General features: G+C 43.1%; 15 protein-coding genes and 1 pseudogene. 14 read left to right on the top strand and 2 right to left on the bottom strand.

From position 1 onward, the window contains the following. The first annotated feature begins 6 nt into the window (after window positions 1-6). The 4 genes from purF (at window position 7) to purH (ending at window position 4,855) form a co-directional block, all read left to right on the top strand. On the top strand, window positions 7-1,446 hold the full coding sequence (gene purF / locus O3646_RS06815) for an amidophosphoribosyltransferase (RefSeq protein WP_004219473.1): 1,440 nt from the start codon (window positions 7-9) through the stop codon (window positions 1,444-1,446). A 30-nt stretch (window positions 1,447-1,476) separates the two neighbouring features. Beyond that, window positions 1,477-2,499 carry a phosphoribosylformylglycinamidine cyclo-ligase gene (gene purM / locus O3646_RS06810; protein ID WP_024054723.1) on the top strand — a complete coding sequence of 341 codons (1,023 nt, stop codon included), beginning with the start codon at window positions 1,477-1,479 and terminating at the stop codon, window positions 2,497-2,499. Window positions 2,500-2,683: 184 nt separating this feature from the next. After that, window positions 2,684-3,232, top strand: a complete 549-nt coding sequence (purN, locus tag O3646_RS06805) for a phosphoribosylglycinamide formyltransferase (RefSeq protein WP_368397849.1) — start codon at window positions 2,684-2,686, stop codon at window positions 3,230-3,232. 75 nt (window positions 3,233-3,307) lie between these two features. Further along, window positions 3,308-4,855, top strand: coding sequence for a bifunctional phosphoribosylaminoimidazolecarboxamide formyltransferase/IMP cyclohydrolase (gene purH, locus O3646_RS06800; protein ID WP_134974858.1), 1,548 nt, complete (start codon window positions 3,308-3,310; stop codon window positions 4,853-4,855). A 53-nt stretch (window positions 4,856-4,908) separates the two neighbouring features. Here the strand turns inward: purH and O3646_RS06795 are convergent, their stop codons facing one another. Continuing rightward, window positions 4,909-5,928, bottom strand: coding sequence for a GBS Bsp-like repeat-containing protein (locus O3646_RS06795; RefSeq protein WP_155168309.1), 1,020 nt, complete (start codon window positions 5,926-5,928; stop codon window positions 4,909-4,911). A 182-nt stretch (window positions 5,929-6,110) separates the two neighbouring features. Here O3646_RS06795 and purD point away from each other — a divergent pair, with 182 nt between their 5' ends. The 8 genes and pseudogenes from purD to purB all read left to right on the top strand — a co-directional run bounded on the left by purD (window position 6,111) and on the right by purB (window position 14,290). Then, entirely contained in the window at window positions 6,111-7,373 is a 1,263-nt protein-coding gene (gene purD, locus O3646_RS06790; protein WP_155168311.1) for a phosphoribosylamine--glycine ligase, read from the top strand. Between the two features lie 225 nt (window positions 7,374-7,598). Continuing rightward, window positions 7,599-8,087, top strand: a complete 489-nt coding sequence (gene purE, locus O3646_RS06785; protein ID WP_155168313.1) for a 5-(carboxyamino)imidazole ribonucleotide mutase — start codon at window positions 7,599-7,601, stop codon at window positions 8,085-8,087. Further along, entirely contained in the window at window positions 8,074-9,174 is a 1,101-nt protein-coding gene (gene purK / locus O3646_RS06780) for a 5-(carboxyamino)imidazole ribonucleotide synthase (protein WP_201037276.1), read from the top strand. Before purE ends, purK begins: the two co-directional genes overlap by 14 nt. Beyond that, window positions 9,175-10,124: pseudogene (locus tag O3646_RS06775) on the top strand (ketopantoate reductase family protein). Window positions 10,125-10,133: 9 nt separating this feature from the next. Then, window positions 10,134-10,364, top strand: coding sequence for a phosphoribosylaminoimidazole carboxylase (locus O3646_RS06770; protein WP_155168316.1), 231 nt, complete (start codon window positions 10,134-10,136; stop codon window positions 10,362-10,364). A gap of 7 nt (window positions 10,365-10,371) precedes the next feature. Continuing rightward, on the top strand, window positions 10,372-12,177 hold the full coding sequence (locus O3646_RS06765) for an AAA family ATPase (protein ID WP_155168318.1): 1,806 nt from the start codon (window positions 10,372-10,374) through the stop codon (window positions 12,175-12,177). A gap of 23 nt (window positions 12,178-12,200) precedes the next feature. After that, window positions 12,201-12,968, top strand: coding sequence for a restriction endonuclease (locus O3646_RS06760; protein WP_155168320.1), 768 nt, complete (start codon window positions 12,201-12,203; stop codon window positions 12,966-12,968). Between the two features lie 23 nt (window positions 12,969-12,991). Then, the gene (purB, locus tag O3646_RS06755; protein WP_155168322.1) at window positions 12,992-14,290 is read left to right on the top strand and encodes an adenylosuccinate lyase; all 1,299 of its coding nucleotides are present in this window, start codon (window positions 12,992-12,994) and stop codon (window positions 14,288-14,290) included. Window positions 14,291-14,624: 334 nt separating this feature from the next. Here the strand turns inward: purB and O3646_RS06750 are convergent, their stop codons facing one another. Further along, on the bottom strand, window positions 14,625-15,341 hold the full coding sequence (locus O3646_RS06750) for a GntR family transcriptional regulator (protein WP_070594681.1): 717 nt from the start codon (window positions 15,339-15,341) through the stop codon (window positions 14,625-14,627). 132 nt (window positions 15,342-15,473) lie between these two features. On the opposite strand from O3646_RS06750, the gene O3646_RS06745 reads away from it, so the two are divergent. Then, a complete protein-coding gene (locus O3646_RS06745) occupies window positions 15,474-17,261 on the top strand; it encodes a beta-galactosidase (RefSeq protein WP_049483972.1) in 1,788 nt (595 codons plus the stop codon). Next, entirely contained in the window at window positions 17,258-17,734 is a 477-nt protein-coding gene (locus O3646_RS06740) for a PTS system mannose/fructose/N-acetylgalactosamine-transporter subunit IIB (RefSeq protein ID WP_003009322.1), read from the top strand. The genes O3646_RS06745 and O3646_RS06740 overlap by 4 nt, the downstream gene beginning before the upstream one ends. Window positions 17,735-17,757 lie beyond the last annotated feature (23 nt).

Raw genomic sequence — 17,757 nt, 5'->3', positions numbered from 1 at the left:
TACAAAATGACATACGAAGTTAAATCTCTTAATGAAGAATGTGGTATTTTTGGGATCTGGGGACACCCAGATGCTGCAAAACTGACTTATTTCGGATTACACAGTCTTCAACACCGTGGTCAAGAAGGGGCGGGGATCCTTTCGAATGATGCGGGTCAACTAAAACGGTATCGTGATACGGGTCTTCTCTCAGAAGTATTTCGAAATCCTGCTAACTTGGATAAGTTAACAGGAACGGGAGCGATTGGCCATGTTCGCTATGCGACAGCTGGGGAAGCTTCGGTGGATAACATCCAGCCCTTCCTCTTTCGCTTTCATGATACCCAGTTTGGACTGGCCCACAACGGGAATTTGACCAATGCCAAGTCCCTCAAACGGGAGTTGGAAAATAACGGGGCGATCTTTAGCTCAACTTCTGATTCAGAAATCTTGGCCCACTTGATTCGTCGGAGCCACAACCCTTCTTTCATGGGTAAGGTGAAAGAAGCCCTGAATACGGTGAAAGGTGGATTTGCTTACCTTCTCATGCTGGAAGATAAGCTGATTGCGGCCTTGGATCCAAATGGTTTCCGTCCTCTTTCGATTGGGAAAATGGCCAATGGAGCTATCGTGGTTTCATCTGAAACTTGTGCCTTTGAAGTGGTTGGAGCAGAGTGGATCCGCGATGTAAATCCGGGTGAAGTCGTGATCATTGATGATAATGGCATCACTTACGATAACTATACAACGGACACCCAATTGGCTGTTTGTTCGATGGAGTATATCTACTTTGCCCGTCCGGACTCCAATATCCAAGGGGTCAATGTCCATACAGCTCGTAAACGTATGGGAGCTCAATTGGCACGTGAATTTAAACATGAAGCAGATATTGTGGTCGGTGTACCTAATTCATCACTTAGCGCAGCCATGGGATTTGCGGAAGAATCAGGATTACCAAATGAAATGGGCTTGATTAAAAACCAATATACCCAACGGACCTTTATTCAACCAACACAAGAACTACGTGAGCAAGGGGTTCGGATGAAGCTCTCTGCCGTATCCGGTGTCGTGAAAGGCAAACGAGTTGTCATGATTGATGATTCTATCGTACGTGGGACAACATCACGTCGGATTGTGAAGTTATTGAAAGAAGCAGGAGCTACAGAAGTCCATGTGGCAATCGCAAGTCCAGCTCTGGCTTATCCATGTTTCTACGGGATCGATATTCAAACACGTAAGGAATTAATTGCTGCCAATCATACAGTAGAGGAAACCCGCGATATCATTGGTGCAGATAGTTTGACGTATTTGTCAATCGATGGCTTGATTGATTCTATTGGAATCGATACAGATGCTCCAAATGGCGGTCTTTGTGTGGCTTACTTTGATGGAAAATATCCAACTCCTTTGTATGACTACGAAGAACGCTATGTGGAAAGTTTGAAAGAACATACTTCTTTCTATTAAGAGCAGTGCAAAAGAAAAGGAATGAAACAAATGACAAATAAAAATGCGTATGCACAGTCTGGTGTGGATGTTGAAGCGGGTTATGAAGTTGTTGAACGGATCAAAAAACACGTGGCTCGTACGGAACGTGCGGGTGTCATGGGAGCTCTTGGTGGTTTCGGTGGAATGTTTGACCTTTCAAAAACAGGTGTCAAAGAGCCTGTTTTAATCTCAGGTACAGATGGTGTTGGTACTAAACTCATGCTTGCTATTAAGTACGACAAACACGATACGATTGGTCAAGATTGTGTCGCTATGTGTGTTAACGATATCATCGCTGCAGGTGCTGAGCCCCTTTACTTCCTAGACTATATCGCAACTGGGAAAAATGAACCTGCTAAATTAGAGCAAGTCGTAGCTGGTGTTGCAGAAGGTTGTGTGCAAGCTGGTGCAGCCCTCATCGGTGGGGAAACGGCTGAAATGCCTGGCATGTACGGTGAAGATGACTATGACTTGGCTGGGTTTGCTGTCGGTGTTGCAGAAAAATCTCAAATCATCGACGGTTCAAAAGTAGCTGAAGGGGATGTGATTCTTGGACTTGCTTCAAGCGGCATCCATTCAAATGGTTACTCACTGGTTCGTCGTGTCTTTGCAGATTACACAGGTGAAGAAGTTCTCCCAGAATTGGAAGGGAAGAAACTTAAAGACGTTCTTTTGGAACCAACTCGTATCTACGTCAAAGCAGCTTTGCCACTCATCAAAGAAGAATTGGTGAACGGAATTGCCCACATCACAGGTGGTGGTTTCATCGAAAATGTACCACGTATGTTCGCAGATGACTTGGCTGCTGAAATTGATGAAAGCAAAGTGCCAGTCCTTCCAATTTTTAAAGCCCTTGAAAAATATGGCCAAATCAAACATGAAGAAATGTTTGAAATCTTCAACATGGGGATTGGTCTCATGCTTGCAGTGAAACCAGAAAATGTGGAACGTGTCAAAGAACTTCTTGACGAGCCTGTTTATGAAATCGGTCGGATTGTGAAGAAAGATGGCGCAAGTGTGGTGATTAAATAATGGTGCTATCACCATTTTATACGGAGAAATTGTAGAAAGGAATGTTTAGTTAGCAAGCCTAACTGAACACGGGACTCATTTTCTAGGAAAAAAGAGAAATCATTTTGTGTGCAAGCACCCAGCAATGATTTCCTATTCTTCTACGAAACTGTTCGGCTAGCCGAAACGTCCCTTTGTATCGAATATGAAAATTGCTGTTTTTGCCTCTGGCAACGGCTCAAACTTTCAGGTGATTGCGGAACAATTTCCAGTAGAATTTGTCTTTTCCGATCACCGGGATGCCTATGTCTTAGAACGTGCCAAAAACCTTGGCGTGGTGAGCCATGCCTTTGAACTCAAGGAATTTGATAATAAAGCAGCTTATGAAGAAGCTATCGTTAAACTCTTGAATGAACACCAGATTGATTTGGTTTGTTTGGCCGGTTATATGAAAATCGTTGGCCCCACCTTGCTAGCAGCTTATGAAGGCCGTATCATCAATATTCACCCAGCTTATCTCCCTGAATTTCCAGGTGCTCATGGTATTGAGGATGCTTGGAATGCAGGCGTTGCTGAGAGCGGTGTGACCATTCACTGGGTGGATTCTGGCGTTGATACTGGGAAGGTCATCAAACAAGTCCGTGTGCCACGCCTTGAAGGGGATACCCTTGATACTTTTGAAACTCGCATCCACGAAACAGAGTACAAACTCTATCCTGAAGTCTTGGAACGTTTGGGAGTAGCACGAAAATAAGGAAGCCATTGATCGGAAAAAACATTTTCGACTGTAGCTGATAAAGAACTTTTTTAAAAAAGGAAAAGAAAGAAAATGACTAAACGCGCACTAATTAGTGTTTCAGACAAAGCGGGCATTGTTGAATTTGCCCAAGAACTCAAAAAACTCGGTTGGGACATTATCTCAACAGGTGGTACTAAAGTTGCCCTTGATAATGCTGGAGTAGACACTATTGCCATTGACGATGTGACTGGTTTCCCAGAAATGATGGACGGTCGTGTGAAGACTCTCCACCCAAATATCCACGGTGGTCTCCTCGCTCGTCGTGACCTCGATAGCCACCTAGAGGCTGCTAAGGACAACAAGATTGAATTGATCGACCTTGTGGTGGTAAACCTTTACCCATTCAAGGAAACCATCCTTAAACCAGACGTGACTTACGCGGATGCGGTTGAAAATATCGATATTGGTGGGCCATCTATGCTTCGTTCAGCAGCTAAAAACCACGCTAGCGTAACAGTTGTGGTAGACCCTGCTGACTATGTTGTGGTTTTGGACGAATTGGCAGCCAACGGCGAAACAAGTTACGAAACTCGCCAACGTTTGGCAGCGAAAGTCTTCCGCCACACAGCAGCCTATGATGCTTTGATCGCAGAATACTTCACTGCTCAAGTGGGTGAAGAAAAACCTGAAAAACTCACATTGACTTATGATCTTAAGCAACCAATGCGTTACGGTGAAAACCCTCAACAAGACGCAGACTTCTATCAAAAAGCTTTGCCAACGGATTACTCCATCGCTTCAGCGAAACAGTTGAACGGGAAAGAATTGTCCTTCAACAATATCCGTGACGCTGATGCGGCTATCCGGATCATCCGTGATTTCAAAGACCGTCCAACAGTTGTGGCCTTGAAACACATGAACCCATGTGGGATTGGTCAAGCTGACGATATCGAAACGGCTTGGGACTACGCTTATGAGTCTGACCCAGTATCCATCTTTGGTGGTATTGTCGTTCTCAACCGTGAAGTAGACGCTGCGACAGCTAAGAAAATGCACGGTGTCTTCCTTGAAATCATCATTGCACCAAGCTACACAGACGAAGCGCTTGAAATCTTGACAACTAAGAAGAAAAACTTGCGGATCCTTGAGCTGCCATTTGACGCTCAAGATGCTAGTGAAGTGGAAGCAGAATACACTGGTGTTGTTGGTGGTCTCCTCGTTCAAAACCAAGACGTGGTGAAAGAAAGTCCAGCTGACTGGCAAGTGGTGACGAAACGCCAACCAACTGAGACAGAAGCGACAGCTCTTGAGTTTGCTTGGAAGGCGATCAAGTACGTCAAATCAAATGGGATCATCGTGACCAATGACCACATGACCCTTGGGGTTGGCCCAGGTCAAACCAATCGTGTGGCATCTGTCCGCATCGCTATTGACCAAGCCAAAGACCGTCTTGATGGTGCTGTTCTTGCTTCAGATGCCTTCTTCCCATTTGCAGATAATGTGGAAGAAATCGCTAAAGCAGGGATTAAAGCGATCATCCAGCCAGGTGGATCAGTTCGTGACCAAGAGTCAATCGAAGCGGCTGATAAATACGGCTTGACCATGATCTTCACAGGAGTGAGACATTTTAGACATTAATCAAAAAAGGCACGCATCAATGGATGGTGCCTTTTTTGTTGGTTAAGAAGACCTTAATCTGGGTAGATGTAGGTGACGGTTCCCCAGATAGGGTTGGTCGGATCGAACCAACCGCGGAAGTTGTCGATATAGCGATGGCCGTTGTAGTTAGCCTCTTGGATCTGAATTTTTTGGTCATGTTCGACGTCCGTAACCAAGGCGACATGGCCATATCCTCCATTGTCCCAACAGGCGATAGCGCCGACCTCTGGAGTGTCTCCTGTCCGGAATCCAGCAGCGCGTGCACTAGTTGCCCACATGCCACCGTCTCCCCACCAGTTGTGGGCCCAAGGGGCTAATTCTTTGGCTCCCCAGGTGCACTCACCAATGGGATAGGTGTTTCCCGGATGTGTTGCGAGTGGAGTGAGCTTTAGCTTTGCCTTTTCTACTTGAAATGTAGTGGGGAATAGCCCTTTTAATTGTCCCTGGCTTTTCTGGTATACGTGGAGATGAAATAGACCACTTCCCTTGTGTTTTTGAGCCTGAAAGCGAAGTTGGAAATGTCCAGGTGCAATCTTCTTTGCGGGGTACCAGACCAGATCATCCTGCCCATTTTCTTCAGACCAGATGGGGAAGACAATTTCGTCAACGTCTTCGAATAACTTCAGGTCTACCTCAAATTCTTGTGAGGAGATGGGTGTGATCGTGATTTTGGGCTGGGAAGAAGCCAGGTCTTTTTGCTGGACGCTGGTCGTGAGAGGGTAAAGACCGGTTAACTGTTCATTTGCCTCCACCCCATAGACATGGACATGATAAAGTCCGGCTTGATCAGAATGGTTGGTCAATGGCACTTGTAGGTCAAATCCCTTGTCACTGCGTTGCACAGGATACCAAATCAGGTCATCTTGACCATTTTGGTCAGACCAGACGGGAACTTGGATCTTTTGATATTTATCCGGGACGTTTCCAAGATGAATCATCAGCTGCCCTTTTTCGGCATAGATAGCATTGGTCGCTTGATCTGCATGAGCAATAGAGGCTTGCATCCCCCATGTCGCACAAGTCAGTACGACAAATTTTTTGATTGTTTGCATAATACTCCTTTTCGTCAATTAGTAGGTCTCACCTATACTATTCGGAAAAAAATGAGAAATAGGAGAAAATAGCAAAAAATGTTTGGATTCTACTGAAAATAGGAGACTTTTGCTGAAATCATTAGAATAAAACGAACGATTATGATATAATTTAATAAAATAATTCGCAAAAGAGGTTCGAGATGAAACTTTTGGTTGTTGGATCTGGCGGTCGTGAGCATGCGATTGCTAAGAAATTGTTGGAGTCTACAGACGTTGAGCAGGTTTTTGTGGCTCCTGGTAATGACGGGATGCGATTAGATGGTCTGGATTTGATCAATATCGGAATTTCCGAACATTCTAATCTGATTGACTTCGCAAAAGTCAACGATATTGCTTGGACCTTTATCGGTCCAGATGATGCCCTTGCGGCTGGTATCGTGGATGATTTCAATGCAGCTGGTCTCAAAGCCTTTGGTCCGACCAAGGCTGCAGCTGAGCTGGAGTGGTCTAAGGATTTTGCTAAGGAAATCATGGTCAAATATGACGTTCCGACAGCAGCCTATGGCACATTTTCGGATTTCGAGGAAGCTAAGGCCTACATCGAAGAAAAGGGTGCTCCAATTGTCGTCAAGGCAGACGGTTTGGCTCTTGGGAAAGGTGTCGTCGTTGCGGAGACAGTGGAGCAAGCCGTCGAAGCTGCTCACGAGATGCTTTTGGACAATAAATTCGGTGATTCGGGTGCGCGTGTGGTCATCGAGGAATTCCTGGATGGAGAAGAGTTTTCTCTCTTTGCCTTTGTCAATGGGGACAAGTTCTACATCATGCCAACGGCTCAGGACCACAAACGTGCCTATGATGGCGACAAGGGACCTAACACTGGTGGGATGGGTGCCTATGCGCCAGTTCCTCACTTGCCAAAGAGCGTGGTTGACACAGCGGTTGAAACCATTGTCAAGCCAGTCCTCGAAGGGATGATTCAGGAAGGTCGATCTTATCTGGGTGTTCTTTACGCAGGGCTTATCTTGACAGCTGATGGGCCGAAGGTCATCGAGTTCAACTCTCGCTTTGGCGATCCTGAAACGCAAATCATCTTGCCTCGTTTAACATCTGACTTTGCACAAAATATTACGGATATTTTAGATAGCAAGGAGCCAGCTATCACTTGGACGGACAAGGGTGTGACTCTGGGTGTGGTTGTCGCATCAAACGGCTACCCACTGGCTTATGAGAAAGGTGTCAATCTTCCAGCCAAGACAGAGGGTGACATCATCACTTATTATGCGGGAGCGAAATTCGCTGAAAATGGCCAAGACCTTCTTTCAAACGGTGGACGTGTTTACATGCTGGTCACCACAGCAGACACCGTCAAAGACGGGCAAAACATCATCTACAGCCAACTCGACAAACAAAACACGGAAGGCCTCTTTTACCGAACCGATATCGGAAGCAAGGCAATAAAGTAAAAGTACAAGAATAACGTGACGAAGTCGCCAACCCGATAATGGTCGTTTGATTTGCGAGCGTTAGCGAGCTAGTATAGGATAATTCGTCGCAGTAGTGGAACTCCTAGTAGCTCTGCTACTAGGAGCGGAAAACTGGAGACTCAGGCTCCAGCTTTAGTAATGGAACGCCAGAGGCGGTCGCTTACGTCCGCACTACAATAGACGATTATTAAAAAAGGAGAAGAAATGAAACCAATAATTTCCATTATCATGGGCTCAAAATCTGACTGGGCAACCATGCAAAAAACAGCGGAAGTTCTAGACAACTTCGGCGTTGCTTACGAAAAGAAAGTTGTCTCTGCCCACCGCACACCTGATCTCATGTTCAGACATGCGGAGGAAGCCCGTAGCCGTGGGATTAAGGTCATCATCGCAGGTGCTGGAGGCGCAGCCCATTTACCAGGAATGGTAGCTGCCAAAACAACCCTTCCAGTCATTGGTGTACCAGTCAAATCACGCGCGCTTAGTGGCGTGGACTCGCTCTATTCTATCGTTCAGATGCCGGGCGGTGTGCCTGTTGCGACAATGGCTATCGGTGAAGCAGGCGCGACCAATGCGGCCCTCTTTGCCCTCCGTCTCCTGTCAGTAGAGGATCAGGCTATTGCGAAAGCTTTGGCTGATTTCGCAGAAGAACAAGGAAAAATCGCAGAGGAGTCTACAAATGAGCTCATCTAAAACAATCGGAATTATCGGTGGCGGTCAGCTGGGTCAGATGATGGCCATTTCTGCTATCTACATGGGGCACAAGGTTATCGCGCTGGATCCTGCGGCGGATTGCCCGGCCTCTCGCGTGGCGGAAATCATCGTGGCGCCTTATAACGATGTGGATGCCCTTCGTCAGTTGGCGGACCGCTGTGATATCCTGACCTATGAATTTGAAAATGTAGACGCTGACGGTTTGGATACTGTCATCAAGGATGGTCAACTCCCTCAAGGGACAGACCTACTTCGCATTTCTCAAAATCGGATTTTTGAAAAGGACTTCCTCTCAAACAAGGCACAAGTCACCGTGGCACCTTACAAGGTTGTGACCTCAAGCCAAGACTTAGCAGATATCGACCTGTCGAAAAACTATGTCCTCAAGACGGCGACCGGTGGCTACGATGGACATGGACAAAAGGTTATTCGTTCAGAAGCAGATTTGGAAGAAGCTTACGCTCTAGCTGACTCAGCAGACTCAGCAGACTGTGTTTTGGAAGAATTTGTCAACTTTGACCTTGAGATTTCTGTTATTGTGTCTGGTAATGGTAAGGATGTGACAGTTTTCCCAGTTCAGGAAAATATCCATCGCAACAACATTCTTTCTAAAACGATTGTGCCAGCCCGCATTTCAGAAAATCTAGCTGAAAAAGCTAAAACCATGGCAGTGCGAATTGCAGAACAACTCAACTTGTCTGGAACCCTTTGTGTGGAAATGTTTGCGACAGCTGATGACATCATTGTCAATGAGATTGCCCCACGACCACATAATTCAGGACACTACTCGATTGAAGCCTGCGACTTCTCCCAGTTTGATACTCATATTTTGGGTGTTCTCGGAGCACCACTTCCAGCAATCCACCTCCATGCACCGGCTGTCATGCTTAACGTCCTCGGCCAACATGTCGAGGCTGCTGAAACATATGTGACAGAAAATCCAAGCGCCCACCTCCACATGTATGGTAAAATAGAAGCGAAGCACAACCGCAAGATGGGACATGTGACTTTGTTTAGTGATGTGCCGGATGAGGTTGAGGAATTTGGGAAAGGGATTGATTTTTAGGTGAAAATAGCAATTTTAGGACTTGGAGTGATCGGGACCACTTATGCCTATGCTTTTCAAAAAGCGGGTCATCAAGTAGAACATGTATTGAGAGATAGTAAGAAAAACATTGCTCCGAAGGAGTTGTCGGTTGATTTGCTAGATGGCCGCTATCATTCCAAGGGTGAAAACAAGCATGACACCTATGAGGTTCATGTGGCAGAAGCTAATTCGGAATATGATTTTATTTTGCTCAGTGTGCGTCACGGCTTTGTCAAAGAAGCTGTAGAAACCTTGCGAAAAAATAATATCAAAGGTACCCTTGTTTTCTTCTGTAATTTCTGGGATACTCGAAAAGAGGTTCAAGAATGGGCAGGGGACTACGACTATATTCTGGCTTTTCCGACTGCTGGAGGTCATATGCAGGGGAATCATTTAGATGGTGTCTTGTTTGACCATTTAATGCTAGAAGGTGAGCAAAAGCACAGATTTCTAACTATGGTGATCTGACGACTTTACTGACTTCTGCAGATTTGAAGTGGGAAGTTCCTCATGATATGGTTGAGTGGATTTGGATTCACATGGCGATTAATGCAGGTGTTACTTCGACAGCTGCTCGTTCGGGAAAATTGGAAAATCCAGAAGAGCTGGCTCTGAACTTGATGAATAGTTCTTCGGAATTGTCATTGGCCATCAAGGCCATTCGAGAGGCTTTGAAAGTCGTAGAAGCACGTGGCGTAAATTTGAAGCTTTATAAAGCGGAACTCTTACCTTACAAAATTCCCGCTTGGATTGCAGGAAAAGCCATGAAAATCATGTTTGCGAAAAATGAACTGACCCGCAAAATTATGACCTTGCACAATGATAAACAGGACATTTTCTACTGTTGTCAAAGTGTTTATCAGACTGGTCAGGAGTTAGGTGTGAAGATGCCTATTTTGGAAGCAAATATGAAGGGCATTTCGCTTTAGGAGGTTTTTATGATTCAACTCATTGTCAACGCATTTGTTGAAAAAGAAAAGACTGGAGCAGTCGTCGAAGTCTTGTATGCTAGTAGCGATCGCGAAAAGGTGAAAGCTAAGTATGAAGAGCTAGTTGCACAATTTCCTGAAAACTATTTAGCCATCTATGATCTGCCTCTGGATACGGATTTGAATACATTGGGTCATTATCCATCTGTGTGGATTGGGAAAGAGGAGTTTGAGGAGTAAACAGATTATGAGGCTTAAGCAAATAAAAATTAAAAATTTTCGCGGTTATAAAGATGAAACAATTGTTGATTTTGATAATTTGACAGCTTTTATAGGTAAGAACGATGCAGGGAAATCAACAATTTTGGAAGCATTAGAAATCTTTTTTAATAACAAATTAGTTGTTTGTGAGAGAGATGATTTATCTGTTGGAGCGAATTCGGATTCTATTTTTATAACATGTATTTTTGATGAATTACCAGATGAGATAGTAGTTGATGCTTCTTCTAAAACTAGCTTGGAAGATGAAAATCTTTTGAATTCGAATGGTGATTTGGAAATTAAAAAAACTTTCAAATGTTCATCTGCAAAACCAAAACCGGAGACGAAAATTATTTGCAATCATCCTATAGATGATAATTACAATGATTTGTTATTGTTAAAACAAGCTGATTTAAAAAAGCGTGCGGTTGATTTAGGTATTGATGAGGATAAATACGATAAAAGAAGTAATGTCTCTATTCGACAGGCGATTTTATCTTCTAAAAGAGATTTAATAATTAAAGAGGTTGAATTAGAAGTTACAAAAGAGGATGCAAAAAAAGTATATGGAGTAATTGAGACTTTTTTACCAATTTATGCGTTGTTTCAATCAGATCGAAGTAGTTCAGATTCAGATAAAGAAATTGCAGATCCTATGTCTGTTGCGGTATCTCAAGCATTACAAGAGTTGCAAACTGAGATTAATAAAATAAAAAGTGAAGTTCAACGGAAAGCAATTGAAACTGCAGGACGTACATTAGCTAAGTTGCAAGAGATGGATGAGGATCTGGCTGCTTCTCTAGTTCCAGAGTTTAAATCAGAGCCTAAGTTTGATTCGCTTTTTAAATTATCAATAAAATCGGATGATGATATATCTATCAATAAAAGAGGAAGTGGAGTTCGTCGTTTAATTCTCCTAAATTTCTTTCGGGCAGAGGCAGAAAGAAAATTATCAGAAGCAGAGAGGAATAAGAGCATAATTTATGCTTTTGAAGAACCAGAGACTTCTCAACACCCATCGCATCAAATATTACTCATAGAAGCTTTTCTAGAGTTAGCATCCAAGGAAAATACTCAAATAATTTTAACAACCCATACTCCAGCTCTAGGTGGACTATTACCCACTGCTAGTCTTCGATTAGTAGAAAAATCGGATAAGTCACAAGTTAGTAGTGGAGGTGATGAGGTTTTAAAAAAAATCACAGAAACTTTAGGTGTTTTACCGGATCCAATTTCAAAAGAAACAAAGGCATTAATTTTAATAGAAGGTAAAACAGATATAATTTTCTTTAATCATTTATGCAAGGTTTTAAAAGAAAGTGGAGAAATAGATAGGACTTTTCAGGAGGCAAATATCGCACTAGTACCTACTGGTGGTTGTGATAATTTAAAATCTTGGATTACAATGAGAACTGTAGATCAGTTTGGTCTTCCTTTTGGAATATTTTTAGATTCAGATAGAATTTCTCCCGCCAATCGAACAAAAAATACTTCTACCGTTGAAAAGAATAGAAAACATGGAAGAACTGCATTTTGTACTCGAAAACGTGAGGCTGAAAATTATCTTCATCCAGATATCTTTGATGGGCACGTAAATATAACTGATTATAACGATGTGAAAGAGGAGGTTAAGAATTTTAATCAAACTAATGAAAATAAGGTTTTACAAAATAACTGGCCAAAGATGACAGTAGACCAAATTCATGAACAAGAAAAATATATAGATGAAGACGGTATAGAACATTTTGAATTAACAGAAATTGTCAAAGAGTTTTTATCTTTAGTTGAGTAATAAGGGGAAAAGTTTATAAATTTATGGTTAATACAGGAAAATCATTAGAGGATTATGCACAGTATGTATATTCTCGCTTACTAGAATTGAATGATTATGAAAATACATTAGTATCAACAAAAGTAACCATTAAAGGTCAGAGTGGAGCAACTAATGAATTTGATGTTTACTATCAATTCACACATTTAAATATAGAGTGTAGAGTAGCTATAGAATGTAAAGATTGGAAAAATAAAGTGTCAATAAAGGAAATACGTGATTTTTCTACAAAGCTACAAGATGTTGGATTGGGTAATATAATTGGAATAATGATTTCAAAGGTTGGTTTTCAAGAAGGAACAAAAATTTTTGCAGAATCAAACGGTATTAAATTGATGACGGTTGACGAACTGCCGACAATAGTTGACATAGTGGCTAGAACAATTAAAAAAGGATTTTTGCCTGATGAGAAAGTACAGGGGGAACCCTTTTGGATGTTGATGGAACAACGTAATGGAGAAGTTACAGGATCGTTTTATCAATATCCAAATATACAAGATTCACATGTAACATTACCATTATTTTATTCAAAAAAGATGGCTCAATATTATTATGAAAATGTACCTGACAAAGAGAATTATTGTATACGTGGAGTTTCTAATTTCCAATTGAGAAGCCTTATTAGGTTAGCTGAACTACAATCTTTACAATTTATATTATTTCCTTTCCCGTATTCTTTGGATAGTGTAGATTTAAATGAATTCCCTGGAATTATCGTACCTTCTGACGTTATAAAGAATGATTACTTATGATCTTAAATTAAGGAGAAACAACAATGATCGAACGTTACTCTCGCCCTGAGATGGCGAACATTTGGACTGAAGAAAATAAATACCGTGCTTGGCTTGAGGTGGAAATCTTGGCTGACGAGGCATGGGCTGAGTTAGGGGAAATCCCTAAGGAAGATGTGGCCTTGATTCGTGAAAAAGCGGACTTTGACATCGACCGTATTTTGGAAATCGAGCAAGAGACTCGCCACGATGTGGTTGCCTTCACACGTGCGGTCTCTGAGACTCTTGGTGAGGAGCGCAAGTGGGTACACTACGGTTTGACTTCTACCGACGTGGTGGATACTGCCTATGGTTACCTTTATAAACAAGCCAACGACATCATCCGTCGTGACCTTGAAAACTTCAGCAACATCATCGCTGACAAGGCCAAGGAGCACAAGTTCACCATCATGATGGGTCGTACCCACGGTGTGCACGCTGAGCCGACAACATTTGGTCTTAAATTAGCAACATGGTACAGCGAAATGAAGCGCAATATCGAGCGTTTCGAGCATGCGGCTGCTGGTGTGGAAGCTGGTAAGATTTCTGGTGCGGTTGGGAACTTTGCCAACATCCCACCATTCGTAGAGCAATATGTCTGCGACAAGCTTGGTATCCGTGCTCAAGAAATCTCTACACAGGTGCTTCCTCGTGACCTTCACGCTGAGTACTTTGCAGTTCTTGCTAGTATCGCGACTTCTATCGAGCGTATGGCGACTGAAATTCGTGGTTTGCAAAAATCAGAACAACGCGAAGTGGAAGAGTTCTTTGCTAAAGGTCAAAAAGGGTCTTCAGCAATGCCTCACAAACGCAATCCTATCGGTTCTGAAAACATGACAGGTCTTGCGCGTGTTATCCGTGGTCACATGGTAACAGCTTATGAAAACGTAGCCCTTTGGCACGAACGTGATATCTCTCACTCGTCAGCTGAGCGTATCATCACGCCAGATACGACCATCTTGATTGACTATATGCTCAACCGTTTTGGCAACATCGTCAAGAACTTGACGGTCTTCCCAGAAAACATGATCCGCAACATGAACTCTACGTTTGGTCTTATCTTTAGCCAACGTGCCATGTTGACCTTGATTGAAAAAGGTATGACGCGTGAGCAAGCTTATGACCTTGTTCAACCGAAGACGGCCCAATCATGGGATAATCAAGTAGACTTCAAACCACTTCTTGAAGCAGATCCAGAGGTAACATCACGTTTGACTCAAGAAGAAATCGATGAAATCTTCAACCCAACTTACTACACCAAACGAGTGGATGAAATCTTCGAACGCATCGGTTTGGGTGACTAATCGCAACGAAAAAGGGAATTTGAAAAATAGACGAAAGAGGCTGGGCAAAAACTGTCCAGCCTTTGATGTTTGATAAGACTAACTGCAAGACGCAGTGGTTGATTGGTATCTTTGTTCGCTTATGAAGCTCCAAAGATGACCTAATCAACTGTGCGGGGGTGGGGAAGACGAACTCTTTTTAACTAGTCGGAGTTCTTTCCCACTCCCTTTTTAAACTTTTTATAGCTAAACTATCACTAATTATATATATTTTTAAAGAGGTCTTTAGAAATCGTTTTCAACATGCTATACTGGAGCTATAAAAAAGACCGAGATGTCTCAGTCTTTTTGGTTCTTAGTGATCGCGGTCACAGGAGATGAACTTGATCTTGTAGTAGTCACCGCGTTTATAGGTTTCCGTGTATTCAAGGATTTGGCCAGTCGCTTCTAGCTTGGTCGTCTTCACTTGTTTGACCGTTGGGAAATTTTCGTCGATCTTCAATACTTTAGCAACCTTGCTTGGTGTAGGAAAGACGATTTCGTTGACTTCTTCGAAGTGCTCATCATTCATATGAATGTGATAGTCTTCTTTGAAGCGATCATAGATAGAGCTGTAGTATTCCAAATTTGGATAGTTTGGATTGATGTATTGTTCAGGAATATAGGTTTGGTGGAAGATATAGGTATCATCCCCTGTCTGGCGAGTCCGTTCGATCTTATAGTAGAACTGCGTTGGGTTGAGGCCTAGTTTGTCTAGGATGCTCAAGGTATTTCCACGTTTAATAGAGAGAACTTTGACTTTGGCCTTTTGGATTGGGAAGGTTTCAACATCTGAAAATTCTACCAGTTTGTGTTTTCGAGCACGAGAAACAAAGGTTCCCTTTCCTTGCTGACGGACAATGTAGCCATCGGCGGCGAGGTCGTTCAAAGCACGGACAACGGTGATAGAGCTGACATCATAAATTTTGATGAGTTCAGCTTCCGTATAAAATTTATCTCCATTTTCAAATTTTCCTGAGATAATTTGCTGCTTCAAATCATCTTTGATGTGTTGGTACTTTGGAATTGCCATAGTGCTACCTCTCTTTAGATTTCTCTTATTTAACCCTATTTTAACATATTTTTTATAAAAGTGTTGACATTTTTCAAATAATTTATTATATTAATAAATGAAAAGGGTTACATATAAGAAAGGGGGGCGTTTATGGGAGTTTTTGAGATTCGCGATGCTTTCTATTTAAAAGGTCAACCCTTTAAGATTTTATCCGGAGCAATCCATTATTTCCGTATTGACCCAGCAGACTGGTATCATTCCTTGTATAATCTAAAAGCTTTGGGTTTTAACACGGTTGAGACCTATGTTCCTTGGAATGCGCATGAACCCCGCAAAGGGCAGTTTGACTTTAGTGGCCGATTGGATCTAGAGCGTTTCATTCAAACAGCCCAGTCCCTAGGACTTTACATGATTGTAAGGCCGTCGCCCTTTATCTGTGCAGAGTGGGAATTTGGTGGATTGCCAGCTTGGCTCTTAGAAGAAGACCTGCGAATCCGCTCATCAGACCCAGCCTTTATCGAAGCGGTGGATCGTTATTATGATCGCTTGCTTGGGTTGTTGACACCCTACCAAGTGGATCGGGGTGGTCCAATCCTTATGATGCAGGTGGAAAATGAGTACGGCTCTTATGGAGAAGATAAGGATTATCTTCGTGCCATTCGGGATTTGATGAAGGGAAAAGGCGTGACCTGTCCTCTCTTTACATCAGATGGTCCATGGCGAGCAACGCTAAGAGCAGGAACCTTGATCGAAGAAGACCTCTTCGTGACAGGAAACTTCGGTTCCAAAGCAGCCTATAACTTTGGTCAGATGAAAGAATTCTTTGACGAATACGGCAAGAAATGGCCCTTGATGTGTATGGAATTCTGGGATGGCTGGTTTACCCGCTGGAAGGAACCCGTGATTCAAAGGGACCCAGAGGAGTTGGCAGAAGCTGTCCATGAGGTCTTGGAGCTTGGTTCCATCAACCTCTATATGTTTCATGGCGGAACCAATTTCGGCTTCATGAATGGTTGCTCAGCTCGGGGAACGCTAGACTTGCCACAGGTGACGTCCTATGACTATGGGGCTTTGCTCAATGAGCAGGGCAATCCGACGGAGAAGTATTATGCTATTCAAAAAATGATGGCGACCTATTATCCGGAATACCCACAGCAAGAACCACTCATCAAAGAGTGTTTGCCAGAACAAACCTTGCAATTGGCAGCCAAGACTAGTCTTTTTGGGAATCTGGATAATTTGGCTCAAGTCGAGACCAGCCTTTATCCTGAAAAGATGGAAGAGTTGGGGCAAACCACAGGTTATCTACTATATGAGACAGACCTTGAGTTGGATGCGGAAGAAGAAAAATTGCGCATCATTGATGGTCGGGATCGGGTACAAATTTACCTGGATGATCAACATGTAGCAACACAATACCAAACAGAGATCGGTGAAGATCTTTTTATCAAAGGAAAAAAGAAAGCGGTTACGAATTTAAAAATCTTGCTTGAGAATATGGGCCGTGTCAACTATGGCCACAAGCTCTTAGCTGATAGCCAGCACAAGGGCATTCGCACAGGTGTCTGTGTGGATTTGCACTTCCACCTTCATTGGAAGCAGTACCCACTGGATTTACAAGATCTCAGTCAGCTCGATTTTTCAAAGGAATGGCAGGCAGGTGCTCCAGCCTTTTACCGATATGATTTTCAGCTGGACCACAACCTTGACACTTATCTGGATATGACAGGATTTGGGAAAGGGGTCGTCTTTGTCAACGGCCATAACCTTGGTCGCTTCTGGGAGGTCGGACCGACCACTTCACTTTATGTGCCTCATGGTTTCCTCAAAGAAGGAGCCAATAGCCTGATCGTCTTTGAGACAGAAGGGCGTTACCAAGAGACACTTCAACTTGTTCAACAACCTACATTCAAAGAAGTAAAGGGGGAAAACTTATGACTATTGTAGGATGCCGTATCGATGGACGTTTGATCCACGGGCAGGTAGCCAATCTTTGGACTACCAAACTAAATGTTTCACGTATCATGGTGATCGATGATGAAGTCGCTCAAAATGATATTGAAAAAAGTGGCTTGAAACTAGCGACACCACCTGGTGTTAAGCTCAGTATCTTGCCAGTCGCAAAGGCTGCGGAAAATATCTTGGCTGGAAAATATGATAGCCAACGACTCTTTATCGTAGCTCGCAAACCTGATCGTTTCCTTCGTTTGATCGAAGCAGGCGTTCAGCTTGAAACGCTGAATGTCGGCAATATGTCTCAATCTGATGAGACACGTGCGATTACCCGCTCGATCAATGTGGTGGACGCGGACGTGGAAGACTTCAACAAGATCCACGAAAAAGGTGTAAAGATTACGTCTCAGATGGTGCCAAACGACACTGCAGAAGACTTTATGAAGTTATTAAAGTAAAAGAAAATTTTTAGGAGGAAATT

The sequence above is a fragment of the Streptococcus sp. 27098_8_148 genome, from assembly GCF_041432105.1.
GTDB lineage: Bacteria > Bacillota > Bacilli > Lactobacillales > Streptococcaceae > Streptococcus > Streptococcus parasanguinis_AE.
Note: the sequence above shows the minus strand (reverse complement) of the source record. Positions and strands in the feature narration are given on the sequence as shown.

Coding starts and splice junctions, on each gene's coding strand:
- O3646_RS06770 (WP_155168316.1), top strand. CDS start 10,134: ATGATTCAACTCATTGTCAACGCATTTGTTGAAAAAGAAAAGACTGGA.
- purB (WP_155168322.1), top strand. CDS start 12,992: ATGATCGAACGTTACTCTCGCCCTGAGATGGCGAACATTTGGACTGAA.
- purE (WP_155168313.1), top strand. CDS start 7,599: ATGAAACCAATAATTTCCATTATCATGGGCTCAAAATCTGACTGGGCA.
- O3646_RS06740 (WP_003009322.1), top strand. CDS start 17,258: ATGACTATTGTAGGATGCCGTATCGATGGACGTTTGATCCACGGGCAG.
- O3646_RS06750 (WP_070594681.1), bottom strand. CDS start 15,341: ATGGCAATTCCAAAGTACCAACACATCAAAGATGATTTGAAGCAGCAA.
- O3646_RS06795 (WP_155168309.1), bottom strand. CDS start 5,928: ATGCAAACAATCAAAAAATTTGTCGTACTGACTTGTGCGACATGGGGG.
- purF (WP_004219473.1), top strand. CDS start 7: ATGACATACGAAGTTAAATCTCTTAATGAAGAATGTGGTATTTTTGGG.
- O3646_RS06745 (WP_049483972.1), top strand. CDS start 15,474: ATGGGAGTTTTTGAGATTCGCGATGCTTTCTATTTAAAAGGTCAACCC.
- purK (WP_201037276.1), top strand. CDS start 8,074: ATGAGCTCATCTAAAACAATCGGAATTATCGGTGGCGGTCAGCTGGGT.
- purN (WP_368397849.1), top strand. CDS start 2,684: ATGAAAATTGCTGTTTTTGCCTCTGGCAACGGCTCAAACTTTCAGGTG.
- O3646_RS06760 (WP_155168320.1), top strand. CDS start 12,201: ATGGTTAATACAGGAAAATCATTAGAGGATTATGCACAGTATGTATAT.
- purH (WP_134974858.1), top strand. CDS start 3,308: ATGACTAAACGCGCACTAATTAGTGTTTCAGACAAAGCGGGCATTGTT.
- O3646_RS06765 (WP_155168318.1), top strand. CDS start 10,372: ATGAGGCTTAAGCAAATAAAAATTAAAAATTTTCGCGGTTATAAAGAT.
- purD (WP_155168311.1), top strand. CDS start 6,111: ATGAAACTTTTGGTTGTTGGATCTGGCGGTCGTGAGCATGCGATTGCT.
- purM (WP_024054723.1), top strand. CDS start 1,477: ATGACAAATAAAAATGCGTATGCACAGTCTGGTGTGGATGTTGAAGCG.